The following is a 15,394-nucleotide window of genomic DNA, read 5'->3' on the forward strand; positions in this document are numbered from 1 at the left end:
GCCGCGCGTTCAGCGTTGCGCCTGGTAGGCCGCCAGCGCGCCGCGCAGGTCGTCCTTGAGCGTGTCGACCTCCTCCAGGCCGATCGACAGGCGCACGATGGGCCGGTCGGTCGCCGGGAAGGCGCGGCCGGCCTGCAGCCCCGCCGGGTAATAGGCGGCCAGGCTGTGCACCCCGCCCCAGCTGGCGCCGATGGCGAAGTGCCGCAGTGAGTCGAAGAAACCGTTGAAGGCCGCCTCGGGCGCCGGCGCCAGCACCATCGAGAACAGGCAGCCGTTGGTGCGGAAGTCGCGCTGCCACAGGCCATGGCCCGGGTCGGAGGGCAGCGGCGGATACAACAGGCGCTCGACCTGCGGCTGGCTTTGCAGCCACTCGGCCACGCGCAGCGTCGCGTCGCTCTGCGCGCGCAGCCGCAGCGCCAGCGTCTCCAGGCCGCGCAGCACCAGGAAGCAGTCGTCCGGGCTGACCTGCTGGCCGAGGATGCTCTGGGTCTCGCGCAGCACGGCGTAGTGGTCGGCGTCGTTCATGCTGATGCTGCCCATCAGCACGTCGGAATGGCCGCCGAAGAACTTGGTGGCGGCCTCGACGCTGAAGTCGACGCCGTGCGCCAACGGCTGGAAGCCCAGCGGGCTGGCCCAGGTGTTGTCCATCATGGTCAGCACGCCGTGGCGCCGCGCGGCGGCGGCGATGGCGGGCACGTCGGCCATTTCCATGGTGACGGTGCCGGGCGCCTCGATGCAGATCATGCGGGTGGCCGGGCGGATCAGCGCCTCGATGCCGGCGCCGATCGACGGGTCGTACAGTTCCACGTCCACCCCCATGTGCGCCAGCCACTTCTCGCCGAAGGTCTTGAGCGCGCCATAGCAGGCGGCCGACAGCAGCAGGTGGTCGCCGCCGCGCACGAAGCCCATCACCACCGTCATCAGTGCCGCCGCGCCGGACGGCGTGATGACGCAGTGGCGGCCGCCTTCGAGCGCGGCGATGCGATCTTCCAGCAGGCGCGCCGTGGGCGTGCCGGTGACGCCGTAGCTGAAGCCGTCGGGCTGGCGGTGCTTGCGGTTGACGAAGGCGTCGAGCGAGTCGAACACCACGGTCGAGGCGCGCTGCACGGCGGGCGACAGGCTGGCGAAATCTCTATTAGTCTGATTGATAGCTTTCATCTAATCTATTTGCTGGGCTTAGGAGTGATCGGGAACAGCGCCAGTGTCTGCCTTTCCTACCATTGCCTCAACAATCGAAGAAACTTAGTCAATAAGCGGGACTTATAGATGGACATGCGCGAGATCCAGGTCTTCCGGGCCGTGATGCAGGCCGGCACCACCAGCAAGGCCGCCACCCTGCTGGGCATTTCGCAGCCGGCGGTGAGCCAGGCCATCCGCAAGCTGGAAACCTCGTCGGAATTGCGGCTGTTCGAGCGCGTGCGCGGCCGGCTGGTGCCGACCCAGGAGGCCGGCGCGCTGATGGAGGAAGTGGATCGCTGTTTCGCCGGCTTCGAGCTGATCGAGCACCGCATCCGCAGCCTCAAATCGTTCGGCGTCGGGCGCCTGGCGGTGGGGTCGCTGCCGGCGCTGGGCACCGGCTTCATGCCGCGCGCGATCGCCGCGTTCGGCCTGCAGGACCGCCGCATCCAGATGTCGTTCCAGATCATGAGTTCGCGCGAGGTGCTGCAACAGGTCACGGCCGGGCAACTCGATTTCGGCCTGATGGCCGACGAACTGTCGGTGGCCGGCCTGGAGCATTCGGAATTCCTGCGGGTGCCGGGCGTGATCGCCATGCACAGCCGCCATCCGCTGGCGGCGCGGCCGCGCATCACGCTGCGCGACCTGACCGAGCATCCCTTCATCGCGCTCAATCCCGAGGACGCCAGCCGCCGGCGCCTGGAAACGGCGCTGCACGACCAGGGCCTGGCGCTGCGGCCGGTGCTGGAGACGCCCTATTCCAATTCCGTCTGCGAGTTCGCGCTGCACGGCGTCGGCATCGGCCTGGTGCATCCGGTCATGGCGCTGGACTACCTGGCGCGCGGCCTGACCATCAAGCCGCTGGAACTGGACATCGGCTTTGCCTGCCTGCTGGTGTTCCGGCCCGGCACACCGCTTTCAGAGAACGCGCGGGCGTTGCTGAAAGCGATGCGCATCGAGCTGGACCGGGATCTCAAGCGGATCCGGACGGCGCTCAGTACTTGAAGCTCAGGCGCGCCCAGAAGGTGCGCCCGGGTTCGTTGAAGGCCGTGTTGGCGGCAAAGCCGAAACCGGCGTCGCCCGCCAGGTTCAGGTGCTCGGCATAGGTCTTGTCGAACAGGTTGTCCACGCCCAGCGACAGCTGCACCTGCTTGCTGAACGCGTAGCCGCCGTTGAGCGAAAACACGCCGAAGCCGGCGCTCGGGCCGAAGTCCTTGCTGACGACGTTGCCCTGCTCGAGGGCGTAGCGGCGCTGCGCGGCCACCACGCGCCACAGGGCGCCCGCCGACCAGGTGCCATCGTCGTAGGCGGCGCTGAGCCGGGCTTCGAGCGGCGGCATCTGCGGCATGGGGCGGCCGTCGCTGCGGTTCTGGCCCCACGCATACGCCAAGGTGCCGCCCAGTTTCCAGCGCGGCGCGACCTGGTACGACACGCCCAGCTCGCCGCCGGCAATGCGCGCGTCGACATTGCGCGCCTGGGCGGTCGCGCCCATGCCTCCCATACCGCCCTTGCCATAGTCGAACAGGATGAAGTCGTCGACGTAGCCCGCATAGCCCGACACCCAGGCGTCGAGCGTATCGGTCTTGTATTGCGCGCCCAGGTCCAGTTGCGTGGTCTTTTCCGGTTTGACGCCGCGGAACGCGTTGACCGAACCGTCCGGCCCCTTGGTCGGCGAAAACAGCTCCCAGTAGTCGGGGAAGCGCTCCGCGTGGCCCAGGCCGATGTAGACGGTGGCCGGCAGCGCGGCCAGATCGCGTTCATAGCGCAGGAAGCCGCTGGGCAGCGTGTCGTTGCGGCGCTCGCCGGCCGTGGGGTTGGGCCTGAGCATCATCCTGGAGCCGGTCTCGCGGCGGAAGTCCTTGGCCGAGGCCCAGTCCACGCGCGCGCCGCCGATGACGCGGCTGTCGTCGGCGGCATGCCAGGTCAGTTCACCGAATACCCCGGTGTTGGCGAAGCTCGCGTCCTTGATCCAGCTGTTGGCGCGGTACGAAACCTTGGCGTTGCCCTTGCGCGAGCGATGGCGGCTTTGCTGGAAGTCCAGGCCCGTCACCAGGCTCAGGTCGGGCGCCAGGTTCCAGGTGCCGGCAATGCGGCCGCCCCAGGTGGCGCGGTCCACGTTGGAGGCCATCGCCATCGGCATCATGCCGTGCGGGTCCGGCTTGCGCAGGGTGTAGTTGTCCATCACGTGGTCGGCGTAGTTGTAGTAGAGCTGCGCCTCCAGCTTGTCCAGCATGCCGCCCAGGTTGCGCTTCTCGGCGCGCAGCCCGAAGCTCTCGCGCTTGAACTGCGAGCCGTCCATGCCGCGGCCGGCATAGCGCGCCTGGCCGTCGCCGGTGCCCGCCGTCAATTCATAGACCGTATCGGCGTCGGGCGTGAAGCCCAGCGCCACGTCCGCATTCCATTTGTCCCAGCGCGACGGCACGGTGTTGCCGTCGCCATCCTTGTAGTCCTGCGAATGCGAGTGATTGGCCGTGAAGCGGGTGTAGACCTTGTCGTTGCCCACCGTCAGGTCGGCGGCCTGGTCGTTGCGGCCGTTTGATCCGCCCTGCAGGCTGCCATCGAAGCGCGCGCCGGCTTCGGTGAAGCGTGGCGTGTCGCGGTCGAACTTGATGGTGCCGGCCGAGGCGCCCGGCCCCCACAGCACCGTCTGCGGACCCTTGATGACGGTGAGCTTGTCGAAGTTCTCGGGCGAAATGTACGAACTGGGCGCATCCATGCGCGCCGGGCAGGCGCCCGGCATCGAGGTGCCATCGGTCAGGATGTTCAGGCGCGAACCGAACATGCCGCGCAGCACCGGATCGCCGTTGGTCCCGCCGTTGCGCACGGCCGAGAAGCCCGGGATGGTCTTGAGATAGTCGGTGCCGTCGCTGGCCGGCAGCGGCTGGCGCGGGATCTTTGGATCGGTGGTGACGGTCAGCGGGGCGCTTGGCGCCACGCCGGTGATGACCACCGGGTCGGTCATCGTGATGCCGTCGCTGTCGACGGTGTTCGACCAGGCGGGCAATGCCGCCGCCAACGCGGTGGCCAGGCAGCTGGCCCGCAGGATTTCCTTTTTCTTGCGCATGGGATTCTCTGGATCTGAACAGGCTGGACGCGCGCGACCACGCGGGCCGCATCGGTGCGCGCCAGCAAAAAATGGAAAGGACGGGGTTCAGGCCAACAGAGGGGGCGCGCGCGGCTGCCGTGGCAACCGCGCCTGCGCGCTGGAGAAATGGATATCGATGGTGGGCGCCGGCAGCGCCAGCGGCGTGCTGGGCAACAGCCAGGCCAGCAACGCCAGCCCGGGCAGCGCCGCGCCGCCCAGCATGGCGCACCCGGCGAAACAGCAATGCGGCAATGCGCCGCTATGCTGCTGCACGTCCTGCGCGAGGCCGCCGCCAGCGTCCAGCGTGACCACACGCGGTCCGCTGGCGGTGCAGATGATGGTGGTGGCGCCGGGCGCGGTGCTGGGCCCGGCCAATGCGGCGGAAGCGATCAGCGCCTGGAAGACGAACAGGAACACCGCGACCAGCGCGGTGCAGCGTCTTCGGGCAACGGCGCCTGTGTGCATTCGCATCCTCTTGAAGTCGCGGATGGTAGCACGCAGGGCGCCGTGAAAAAGGCCCCGCGGGCAGCTGTAGGACGCACGGAAAGGCCAATCGCGCGGCGATCAGCCCCTTGCCTTGACGTGGATCAAGCCGGCCGGCCCTGCCCCGCCGGCGGACGCAGGCGCCTGCGCGTCGGATCGGGCCGCGGCACCGCGGCGATCAGCTTGCGGGTGTAGTCGTGCGCCGGCGCCTCGAAGATGCGGTCGCACTCGCCCTCTTCCACCAGCCCGCCCGCGGCCATGATGGCCACGCGGTCGGCGAAGTGCCGCACCACGCCCAGGTCGTGCGAGATGAACAGGTAGGTCAGTCCATGCTCGGCCTGCAGGTCGGCCAGCAGGTCCAGCACCTGCGCCTTGACCGACACGTCCAGCGCCGACACCGCCTCGTCGGCGATGATGAAGCGCGGTTCCAGCGCCAGCGCCCGGGCGATCGCGATGCGCTGGCGCTGGCCGCCCGAGAACTGGTGCGGAAAACGCTGCGCGTGTTCGGGCCGCAGCCCCACCCGTTGCAGCAGCGCGAGCATGCGCGCGCGGCGTTCGTCGGGCGTGTGCAGCCGATGGATCACCATGCCGTCCATGATGGCGTCCCCTGCCGTGCGGCGCGGATTCAGGCTGGAGTACGGGTCCTGGAAGATGGTCTGCACCTGGCGCCGGAAGGCGCGCAGCGCGGGACCGGCCAGTTGGCCGACGTCATGGCCGGCCAGATGGATGCGGCCCGCGCTGGGCCGCAGCAGGCCGGCGATGCAGCGGCCCAGCGTGCTCTTGCCCGAGCCGGACTCGCCCACCAGGGCCAGCGTGGTGCCGGCGGCCATCGCCAGGCTGACGCCCTTGACCGCGTGCACCACGCGGGTCGGCCGGCCCAGCAGGCCGCGGGCGGCGACATAGTCTTTGGTGACGCCTTCGGCGCGCAGGATGAAATCGGTCATGGCGTGGCTCCCCGGACGGCGGCCCGCGCCGGTGGCGCCAGGCGGCGGGCGCGGTCGCGCGGCGCGTCCACGTCCGGCACGGCGGCCAGCAGCGCCTGGGTGTAGGGATGCGCCGGGCGCGCGAAGATCTGCTGCACCATGCCCTCCTCCACCACTTCGCCCGCCCGCAACACCACCACCCGATCGGCGATCTCGGCCACCACGCCCAGGTCATGGGTGATGAACAGCACGGCGGCGCCGGTTTCGGCCTGGATCGAGAACAGCAGTTCCAGCACCTGGGCCTGCACCGTCACGTCCAGCGCGGTGGTCGGCTCGTCGGCGATGATGAGCTTGGGCGACAGCGCGCAGGCGATCGCGATCATGACCCGCTGCCGCATTCCGCCCGAAAGCTCATGCGGATAGGCCTTGGCGCGTTGCGCCGGCTCGCGGATGCCGACCCGCTCCAGCAGCGCCACGGCGCGCTCCCAGGCCGCCTTGCGGCCCGCCTGGCCGTGCAGGCGGATGACCTCGGCGATCTGGCTGCCCACGGTTCGGCCGGGATTGAGCGCGGTCATCGGTTCCTGGAACACCATCGCCATCTCCTTGCCGCGCAGGGCATCCCGCTCGCTCTCGGTCGCGCGCAGCAGGTCGCGGCCGTCAAAGCGCAGCGAATCGGCCGCCACCCGCCCCGGCGGGTCCACCAGGCCCATCAGGGAAAAGCCCGTGACGGATTTGCCGGAGCCGGATTCGCCCACCAGGCACACCACCTCGCCGCGCCGCAGCGTCAGGTCCACGCCCTTGACCGCGGCGAACGGCCCTTGCGGGGTGTCGAAATCGATGGTCAGGTTCCTGACCGCCAGCAGCACGTCGGCGTCGTGGCTCATCGTTGCAACTCCGGATTGAGCGCGTCCTGCAGCCAGTCGCCCAGCACGTTGACGGCCAGCACGGTGAAGAACAGCGCCAGCGCCGGCACCAGCACCGGCCACGGATTGGTGAACAGGTAATCCTTGAGCGATCCCACCATCTGCCCCCAGGAAGGCACCGGCGGCCGCACGCCCAGGCCGAGAAAGCTCAGGCCGGCCTCCAGCAGCATGGCGAACGAGAACGTGAACGAAGCCTGCACCGCGATGATCGAGCGCATATTGGGCAGCACCTCGTGCCAGATGATCCAGCCGCTGCCCGCGCCCAGCGAACTGGCCGCCAGCACGTGTTCACGCGCCCGGATGCCGCGCGCCACGCCCCAGGCAACGCGGGCGAACTGGGGTGCGTACAGGATGCCGATGGTGCCCACCAGCGTCGGCAGATTGCCGCCGATGAAGGCCAGCACCACCAGCGCCACGAAGATCTCCGGCAGCGACACGAAGACGTCGACCACGCGGATCGCGGCGGCCTCGGCGCGCCGGCCCAGGAAGGCCACGCCGACGCCGAGCGCTACGCCCAGCACGCCCGCCAGGATCACCGCCGCCGCGGCCACCGACAGCGACACCCGGGCGCCGTGGACCGCCCGCGCCAGCAGGTCGCGGCCCAGTTCGTCGGTGCCCAGCCAGTGCCGCCAGGACGGCGAGGACAGCAGGTTGGCGGCGTCGATGCGGTACGGATCGGCCAGGCCCAGCGCCGGGCCCAGGATGGCGGCCAGCACCACCACGGCCAGGAAGCCGAGCGCCAGCCGGACCGCCACGCCGGTCTTGGGGATACGAAGCGATGCGATCATGCGGAAGGCCTGCGGATACGGGGGTCGACGAAGCCCTGCGCCAGGTCGATGACCAGGCTGATCAGGATGAACAAGGCGAAGATGGCCAGGAGCGAACCCTGGATCACGGGGTAGTCGCGCGAGAATGCCGCGCTCACCAGCAGCGAACTCAGGCCCGGCCAATCGAACAGCGCCTCGATGATGACGGTGCCGCCCAGCAGGTTGCCGGCGCGCACGCCGACGATGGCGATGACCGGCACCAGCGCGTTCGGCAGCGCGTGCCGCAGGATCGCCCGGCCGCGCGGCATGCCCTTGGCGCGGGCCAGCTTGACGTAGTCGCGGCCCATCACGTCCGCCAGGCTGGCGCGCGTCATGCGCGCCACCACGCCCATGAAGTTCAGGCCGATGGTGAGCGACGGCAGGATCAGCGCCAGGCAGTGCTGCAGCGGGTCGTCCGAGAACGGCACGAAGCCCGACGACGGCAGCCAGCCCAGCGCCAGGCTGAACAGCAGCACCAGCAGGATGCCCAGCACGAACACCGGCGCCGAGAATCCCGCCACCGCGATCACCGCGGCCAGGGCGCCCGCCAGCCGGCCGCGCGAGCGCGCCGCGACCACGCCCAGCGGCACGCCGAGCAGCACGGCGATCAACAGCCCGGCGCCGATCAGCTCCAGGCTGCGCGGAATGCGCCGCGCCAGTTCGTCGGCCACCGGTTCGCCGGTGCGCAGCGAAACCCCCAGGTCGCCGCGCGCCAGCGCGCCGGCCCAGTGCGTGAACTGCGTGCCCAGCGGCAGGTCCAGGCCGAGTTGCGCCCGCACCCGCGCCACGGCCACCGGATCGCTGCCGGCCTGGTCGCCCAGCATGATGGCGACCGGATCGCCGGGCAGCAGGTGGATGGCGATGAACACCACGCCCGTGGCCAGCGCCAGCGTGATGGCGGCCGACCCCAGGCGCCTCAGCAGAAAGGGCAGCATGCCGGCGCGCTCACTTGAGCCACATGGTGGGCAGCGAGATGCCCGGGCTGCTTTCGCTCAGCGCCCCGCCCAGCTGGGTGTAGCCCTGCACCTTGCGCAGGTAGCCCTGGGCCTGCTCGCGCCAGCTCACGAAGACCCACGGGCTGGTCTCCAGGATGCGCTTTTCCGCCTGCTGGTAGATCGGCTGGCGCGCCTTGGGATCGGTCAGCGCGCGGCCCTGGGCCAGCAGCTTTTCCAGCTCGGGATCGCGGTAGCCTATCGGCTTGGCCCAGTAGCTGGAGTCGCCGCCCAGGTAATAGGCGTAGGCGTCCGGGTCGGGCAGCTTGACCGACACGCCGTAGATCATCGACTCGTAGTCGCCGCGGTTCTTGCGCTCGACCAGCGTGGCCCATTCGACGGGTTCCAGCTTCAGGTTGATGCCGACTTCCTTCAGGTTGGCCTGCACCACCTGTGCCATCGTGGTGTAGATGCCCAGGCCCTGGAACACCACCATGGACGCGTCCACGCCGTTGCCGTAGCCGGCCTCGGCCAGCAGGGCGCGGGCCTTGGCGGTGTCGCGCTTGTAGGTGCCGTCCAGCGACTTGTCGTAGTACGGCGAATCCTCGGGCGTGGGCGCGCCGTAGATCGGCTTGCCGTAGCCGAAGAAGGCGGCCTTGGACACGGCCTCGCGGTCGATGGCGTAGGACACCGCGCGGCGCACGCGGGCGTCGTCGAACGGCTTCTTGCCGGTGTTGAACCAGACGCTCATGAAAGCGCCGCCGGCGGTGTCGATTCGGGTGCCGGCATTGCGGCGCAGCACGTCGATGTCCTTCCACGGCACGAAGTCGATCATGTCCAGCGACTGGCTGCGCAAGGCGTTGACGCGCGCGTCGTCGCTCTTGATCATGCGGAAGTCGACGCCGTCCAGGTACGGTTGGCCACTGACGAAGTAGCGCGGGTTGCGCGTCAGGCTGGCGCGCACGGCCGGTTCGTAGCTCTTTAGCTGGAACGGGCCGGTGCCGTTGGCCGACAGCTTCAGGTTGGCGCCGCCCTCGACCCACTTGCGCGAGACGATGGCGGCCTCGGGCAAGGCCAGCACGCTCAGCATGGTGGCGTCGGCCGAGGGCTTTTCCACCTTGACGGTGGCCGCATCGACCACGGTGACGACGGCGCCCTGCAGGTTCGAGCGCAGCGTGGCTCCGGTGGCCGGGTCCAGGATGCGGTCGAGCGAGAATTTGACGTCGTCGGCGGTCACCGGCGAGCCGTCCTGGAAGGCCACGTCGGGCCGCAGGTGGAACACGATGGTGCGGGCGTCGGGCTGTTCCCAGCTTTGCGCCAGCCGCGGCACGATCGCGCCGCTCTTGTCATAGCCCGCCAGCGGGCTGTAGAGCGCCTCGATCAGCACCTTCCAGGCGCTGCCGCCATAGACGTGCGGATCGAGCGACACGATCTCGGACACCGTGCCATAGCGCAGCGTGCCGCCCTGCTTGGGCGTCTCGGCGGCCTGCGCGGCCGCTGCGCCAGCCGCCAGGGCGCAGGCGCTCAACAGGTGCGCCAGGCGGCGCCAGGTATGCATCATCGTCATGTTTTACCCCTTGTACACAATGCCGGTCCGTGCCGGGCGCGCCGTCAGGACGGCAGCGCCTCGACCAGCCGGTCGATTTCACTGGAATCGTTGTAGTAGCTCGGCGAAATGCGCAAGTTGCCGCCGCGCACCGCCAGGTCGACGCCGGCGTCGCGCAGGCGCTGCGCCAGTTCCTGCGCGTCATGGCCCGGATGCTTGAACGACAGGTTGCCCGACGCCTCGCCCGGCGCCCGCGAACTGACGATCTGGTAGCCCTTGCGCTGCAGGGCGGCGCCGGCATGGTCGGTCAGCTCCAGGATGTGGGTTTCGATGCGGGCCGGCGTCAACGCCAATTGCACCCGCACCGCCGCGTCCAGCCCCCAGATGCCGGTGAAGTTGGCCAGCGCCTCTTCGAAGCGACCGGCATTGGGCCGGTACTCCAGCAGGTAATGCATGTGGTCTTCGGTGCTGTCGACGCTGTGATAGCCCACGCTGGGCGGGTCCAGCAGCCCCAGCACGCTCTTGCGGCAATAGAAATAGCCGGTGCCGATCGGCGCCAGCATCCACTTGTGGCCGCCCACAGACAGGAAGTGGATGCCCAGCCGCTCCACGTCCAGCTCCAGCGCGCCGGCCCACTGGATCGCGTCCAGGTTCAGGTACACGCCGCGTTCGTGGCACAGGTTGGAGGTGGCTTCCAGGTCCTGGCGAAAGCCATTGGAGAACTGCACCGCGCTCAGCGACACCAGGCGGGTGCGGTCGTCCATCAGCTTGCGGATATCGTCCACCAGGATGCGGCCGTTGCGGTTCTTCACCCAGCGGATGGTAACCCCGCGCGCGGCCAGCTTCATCCAGCAATACACGTTGGACGGGTATTCGATGTCGGCCAGGATCAGGTTGTCGCCATCGCGCCAGGGAAAGCCGTTGGCCACGTGCACCAGGCCTTCGGTGGTGTTCTTGACGTAGGCGATCTCGTCGCGGTGCGCGCCGATCAGACGGCCGATGCGGGCCTTGATGGTCTCCTCGGCGTAGCGGCACCACTCGGGATAGGCGTTGCGGCCGTTGTCGCGCACGTCCTCCATGAAGCGGTTCACGGCCGCCACCACCGGCAGGCTCAGCGCGCCGATCGACGCGTTGTTCAGGTAGGCCCGCCGTTGCTTGATCGGGAACGCGTCGCCGACATTGCTCCAGTCGAGCTGCTCGATGCCATTGCGGTCATCGGGAAAAAGTGCCGCGGGTCCGCCCACGGAAACCGGTCTGTCCAGGATATTCACGCCGCGCCTCTTTCGTTGAAGGTGGGATGATCCTAAGATTGCGTGAATTCATGCGTCAATTTCGTTTGGAGTATTGATTCATGCGCTTTTGTAATGTGTTGCCGCCGCCAGGCCGCCCTGCCCTGGGGCAGGCGCCGGTCCGTGCCCACCCGCCTCGCGCCGCCTGTCGGGGTTTGTCCCTATGCGCCTGAACCGCCTGCAGGCGCTGCGCGCCGTGCTCGAGACCGGCAGCGTCACCGAAGCCTCGCACCGCATCCACCGCACGCAGCCGCAGATCAGCCGCCTGATCTCGGCGCTCGAGGATGAAGTCGGCTTTCCGCTGTTCCTGCGCCAGGGGCGCGGCCTGATCCCGACCCAGGAATGCCTGCGCTTCTATGAAGGCACGCGCCACATCCTGGCCGGTTTCGAAGAAGTCTCGCGCATCGCCGACTCGATCCGCACCCAGCAGGACGCCTGGCTGCGCATCCTGACCCAGCCCTACTTCGCCTACAGCGTCACGCCGCGCGCCATCGCCGATTTCGCGCGCAGCCATCCCAAGGTCAGGGTGTCGCTGGAAGTGCGCTCACGCGTGGACGTCGGCCTGTGGATGTCGGGGCAGCAGTTCGACCTGGGCGTGGCCGCGCTGCCGATCGACTTTCCCGGCATCCGTTCGCGCACCTTTGCCCAGGTGCGCCTGGTGATCGCCATGCCGGAAGGCCACCGGCTGGCGGCCCGGCGCGTCGTCACGGTCGACGACATCGAGGACGAACCCTTCATCGCCCTGCGTCCCTTCACCCTGCTGCGCCAGCACATCGACGACCTGATGGAAAAACGCGGCCTGCGCCTGCGGCTGGTGATGGAAACCTCGTCGGGCCAGTCCGCCTGCCAACTGGCGGCGCTGGGCATGGGCATCGCGCTGGCCGATCCGATCCTGGCGGCCAACGTGCCCGGCATCGTGCTGCGCGACTTCGAGCCACGCCTGACCATGCCGTATGGCTTCCTGCTGCCCAGTTCCTATGCGCCATCGGAACAGGCGCGCGAGTTCGCGCGCGTGCTGACGCGGCTGGTGCGCGAGATGGCGCCGGACCGGGTCGACCTGGTCGATCCGGGCGCGGGCGAGGCGGACGGGTTGATGGCCTTTCCCTAGCGCGCTGTCGCGCGGACCGCGCTATCGTCCTGTTTTTGGAACGCTGATGGCAATTTTGACCTACTAGCGCCGCCATCGTCCGCAAATTATCGTGATGACTCTGCTTACCCACCCCCAAAGGAGTCCCGTCATGAGCCAACCCGCGAACTTCAATGGCGCCCGTCCGGTCATCGTTCCGGACCAGGCCGCGATGCTGCTGATCGACCATCAGAGCGGCCTGTTCCAGACCATCGGCGACCTGCCCTTCACCACCGTGCGCGCCCACGCCTCGGCGCTGGCCAGGATGGCCACGCTGACCAAGATGCCGGTGATCACCACCGCCTCGGTGCCGCAAGGTCCCAATGGTCCGCTGATCCCCGAGATCCACCAGAACGCGCCGCATGCCAAGTACGTCGCGCGCCGTGGCGAGATCAACGCCTGGGACAATCCCGACTTCGTTGCCGCGGTCAAGGCCACGGGCCGCAAGCAGCTGATCATCGCCGGCACCATCACCAGCGTCTGCATGGCCTTTCCCAGCATTGCCGCGGTGGCCGACGGCTACCAGGTGTTCGCCGTGATCGACGCCTCGGGCACCTATTCGAAGATGGCGCAGGAAATCACGCTGGCGCGCGTGGTCCAGGCCGGCGTGGTGCCGATGGACACCGCCGCGGTGGCGTCGGAACTGCAACGCACCTGGCACCGCGACGACGCGGCGCAATGGGCGGAAATCTACGGCGGCATTTTCCCGTCGTACCAGTTGCTGGCCGAAAGCTACGCCAAGGCGCAGGACGTCGAACGCAACCAGGAAGCGCTGGACTCGCAACGCGCCTGATGCGCAACGGCGCGGGCCCGGGCGCCGTGCCCGCGCCCGTCGTCGGCCTGCCGCGCACAATATTCATGCGCGCTTAACACGTTCGTCATTCGGCGTTCCTAAGCTTCCCACTTTTTCTGAATGGGCAGCACACAGATGGCGCACGACACGCAAGACAGCAAGCACGGCATTGCCACGATTTCCAACAACCTGCCGACGGCGGCCGATCCGCGCCGGCGCAGCCTGCTGAAAGCCGGCTTTGGCGCCACGCTGCTGCCGGTGGGCGGCTCGCTGCTGCTTTCGGCCTGCTCCAGCGATGACGACGACGATGAGGACAGCCCGTCGACCGCCACGCCCGCGCCGCAACCGAAGAACATCTCCAGCTTCGCCGTGGCCGTGCTGCCGGACACGCAGTTCTACTCGCGCTACGCCACCGACGCCGAGAACCAGCAGTTCATGCGCAAGTACGGCAGCGAGCCGTACAAGGCCCAGACGCAGTGGGTCGCGGACCATGCCAGGTCGCTGGGCATCCCCTTCCTGATCCACCTGGGCGACGTGGTCGACCAGCAGGGCAAGCCGGACCAGTGGACCGTGGCCAGCTCGGCCATGAAGATCCTGGAAGACGCCAAGGTGCCGTATTCGATCCTGGCGGGCAATCATGATGTGATCCTGGATCGCGACTACGTGGACCCCAGCAGCCAGGCCAGCGCCACCGATGCGCAGCGCACGCTGGCCAACGAGCCCTACCTGAAGACCTTCGGCACCGACCGCGCCCGCAAGCAGGCCACCTTCGGCGGCCGCGATCCCAGCGGCTTTCATGAGTACCACGTGTTCGAGGCCGAGGGCCAGAAGTTCATGGTGTTGTCGCTGTCATGGCGCATTTCCGATGGCGCCCTGGCCTGGGCCAACCAGGTCATCCGCGCCAATCCGACGCTGCCGGTGATCCTCGTCAACCACCAACTGCTCAACATCGACAAGGACGGCGTCAGCCCGCTCGAAGTGCCGTACGGCCTGATGCTGTGGGACAAGCTGATCCGCGACAACGACCAGATCTTCATGACCCTGAACGGCCACTACCATGGCGCCGCGCGCCTGACCAAGATGAATGCCTTCGGCAACGCGGTCGAGGAAATGGTGGTGGACTACCAGATGGCCTACCAGGGTGGCAACGGCCTGATGCGGCTGTATGAATTCGACCTGAGCAACAACGAGATCCGGGTGCTGTCGTTCTCGCCCTGGGTGCCGCAGAAGCCCAAGGACACGCTCAACGCCTTCGACCAGGCGGTGCTGACGGGCGCCAATGAGCAATTCACCATCAAGATGGATTTCGCCAAGCGCTTTGGCGGCTTCAACAAGACGTTCCAGGCCGCCGCGCCGACGCACACCTCGCTGGTGGACCAGGCCCGCGCGCTGATCCTGGCCAACTACACCGACCCCGCCGCCAACGCGCAGAAGCCCGCGGTCGACAGCGACGACTACCCGCAGGTGCCGGGCACGCTGGCGCACTGGCGCTTCTTCGGCGGCGCCGATGGCCAGCCGGTGCCGGTGGGCCAGGTGATCCAGGACCGGGCCGGCCTCAATCCCATCAGCCGCGCCGCGCTCAACATCGACGGCGTGGCCGGCGCCCAGCTGGGCGACCTGGTGTGGTCCAGCGACCATCACTACCTGTCGGCGGCGCCTGGCTCGGTGCGCTTTCTCAACACCGACAAGAACACCGGCCGCATGAGCTATTTCAGCACCGCCACCTCGGCGGTGCTGAACGCCGAGACCGTGCCCAACGGCTACACGGTGGAAGCCTTCATCAAGATCGACCGCGATTGGACCTCGCAGAAAAATGCCTGGATGAACATCATGACGCGCGACGGCAAGCGCGGCGACCTGCCCGGCTACAGCGGCGGCGACCCGGAATCGCCGCCCCTGTTGTTCGCCATCTCCAGCCTGCGCGAAGTGCAATGGGAGGTGGTGCCCGAGCGCAGCGGCGCGCGCGAAGCCAAGGCCAACTGGTCCGGCGAGATCATCGCCGACAAATGGATGCACATGGCCATCGTCAACGACGGCGCCACGCACGAGACCATCCTGTACGTCGAAGGCGCCCCGGTGCTGCGCAACGTGGCCGACGCCCCGGGCCTGGCGACGCTGGCCGCCAACATGCCGTGGATCATCGGCGCCGGGTCGTGGGACGGCGCGCGCGCCGACGGCTTCTTCGGCAGCATCGGCGAAATCCGCATCGTCAACCAGGCGCTCAAGCCCGCGCAGTGGCTGACGGCGCGCCGCGGCGGCTGATCGGGCGGCCTGGTTATTTAGTCATGACGCACAACTAAACAACCAATCCT

13 protein-coding genes are annotated in these 15,394 nt (G+C 68.4%); 4 read left to right on the top strand and 9 right to left on the bottom strand.

The window, feature by feature from the left end; genetic code table 11:
* Positions 1-9 precede the first annotated feature (9 nt).
* The gene (metC, locus tag ACVN9Z_RS21590; RefSeq protein WP_047990801.1) at positions 10-1,158 is read right to left on the bottom strand and encodes a cystathionine beta-lyase; all 1,149 of its coding nucleotides are present in this window, start codon (positions 1,156-1,158) and stop codon (positions 10-12) included.
* 108 nt (positions 1,159-1,266) lie between these two features.
* Here metC and ACVN9Z_RS21595 point away from each other — a divergent pair, with 108 nt between their 5' ends.
* Positions 1,267-2,181, top strand: coding sequence for a LysR substrate-binding domain-containing protein (locus tag ACVN9Z_RS21595; RefSeq protein WP_006384141.1), 915 nt, complete (start codon positions 1,267-1,269; stop codon positions 2,179-2,181).
* Here the strand turns inward: ACVN9Z_RS21595 and ACVN9Z_RS21600 are convergent.
* The 8 genes from ACVN9Z_RS21600 to ACVN9Z_RS21635 form a co-directional block, all read right to left on the bottom strand.
* Positions 2,171-4,240 carry a TonB-dependent copper receptor gene (locus ACVN9Z_RS21600; protein WP_054484357.1) on the bottom strand — a complete coding sequence of 690 codons (2,070 nt, stop codon included), beginning with the start codon at positions 4,238-4,240 and terminating at the stop codon, positions 2,171-2,173. The genes ACVN9Z_RS21595 and ACVN9Z_RS21600 overlap by 11 nt on opposite strands.
* Before the next feature lie 87 nt (positions 4,241-4,327).
* Positions 4,328-4,726, bottom strand: a complete 399-nt coding sequence (locus ACVN9Z_RS21605; protein ID WP_024068885.1) for a DUF2946 family protein — start codon at positions 4,724-4,726, stop codon at positions 4,328-4,330.
* A gap of 122 nt (positions 4,727-4,848) precedes the next feature.
* Positions 4,849-5,688: an ABC transporter ATP-binding protein gene (locus tag ACVN9Z_RS21610; RefSeq protein ID WP_053499887.1), complete on the bottom strand. Its 840-nt coding sequence runs from the start codon at positions 5,686-5,688 to the stop codon at positions 4,849-4,851.
* Positions 5,685-6,551 (bottom strand): ABC transporter ATP-binding protein, encoded by an 867-nt coding sequence (locus ACVN9Z_RS21615; protein WP_458212600.1) that lies wholly within the window; start codon positions 6,549-6,551, stop codon positions 5,685-5,687. Before ACVN9Z_RS21615 ends, ACVN9Z_RS21610 begins: the two co-directional genes overlap by 4 nt.
* Positions 6,548-7,378 (bottom strand): ABC transporter permease, encoded by an 831-nt coding sequence (locus ACVN9Z_RS21620; protein ID WP_054443375.1) that lies wholly within the window; start codon positions 7,376-7,378, stop codon positions 6,548-6,550. The genes ACVN9Z_RS21615 and ACVN9Z_RS21620 overlap by 4 nt, the downstream gene beginning before the upstream one ends.
* Entirely contained in the window at positions 7,375-8,331 is a 957-nt protein-coding gene (locus tag ACVN9Z_RS21625; protein WP_020927733.1) for an ABC transporter permease, read from the bottom strand. The genes ACVN9Z_RS21620 and ACVN9Z_RS21625 overlap by 4 nt, the downstream gene beginning before the upstream one ends.
* Before the next feature lie 10 nt (positions 8,332-8,341).
* Complete coding sequence (locus ACVN9Z_RS21630) at positions 8,342-9,895, bottom strand: ABC transporter substrate-binding protein (protein WP_049050828.1); 1,554 nt, start codon at positions 9,893-9,895, stop codon at positions 8,342-8,344.
* A 44-nt stretch (positions 9,896-9,939) separates the two neighbouring features.
* Positions 9,940-11,145 carry an aminotransferase class V-fold PLP-dependent enzyme gene (locus tag ACVN9Z_RS21635; protein WP_006384342.1) on the bottom strand — a complete coding sequence of 402 codons (1,206 nt, stop codon included), beginning with the start codon at positions 11,143-11,145 and terminating at the stop codon, positions 9,940-9,942.
* Positions 11,146-11,326: 181 nt separating this feature from the next.
* On the opposite strand from ACVN9Z_RS21635, the gene ACVN9Z_RS21640 reads away from it, so the two are divergent.
* The 3 genes from ACVN9Z_RS21640 to ACVN9Z_RS21650 all read left to right on the top strand — a co-directional run bounded on the left by ACVN9Z_RS21640 (position 11,327) and on the right by ACVN9Z_RS21650 (position 15,344).
* The gene (locus ACVN9Z_RS21640; protein WP_006384343.1) at positions 11,327-12,271 is read left to right on the top strand and encodes a LysR family transcriptional regulator; all 945 of its coding nucleotides are present in this window, start codon (positions 11,327-11,329) and stop codon (positions 12,269-12,271) included.
* Positions 12,272-12,401: 130 nt separating this feature from the next.
* Entirely contained in the window at positions 12,402-13,082 is a 681-nt protein-coding gene (locus tag ACVN9Z_RS21645) for a hydrolase (protein ID WP_006384344.1), read from the top strand.
* A 120-nt stretch (positions 13,083-13,202) separates the two neighbouring features.
* On the top strand, positions 13,203-15,344 hold the full coding sequence (locus ACVN9Z_RS21650) for a LamG-like jellyroll fold domain-containing protein (protein WP_458212601.1): 2,142 nt from the start codon (positions 13,203-13,205) through the stop codon (positions 15,342-15,344).
* Positions 15,345-15,394: the final 50 nt, after the last annotated feature.

Source organism: Achromobacter sp. KK8 (genome assembly GCF_054188005.1).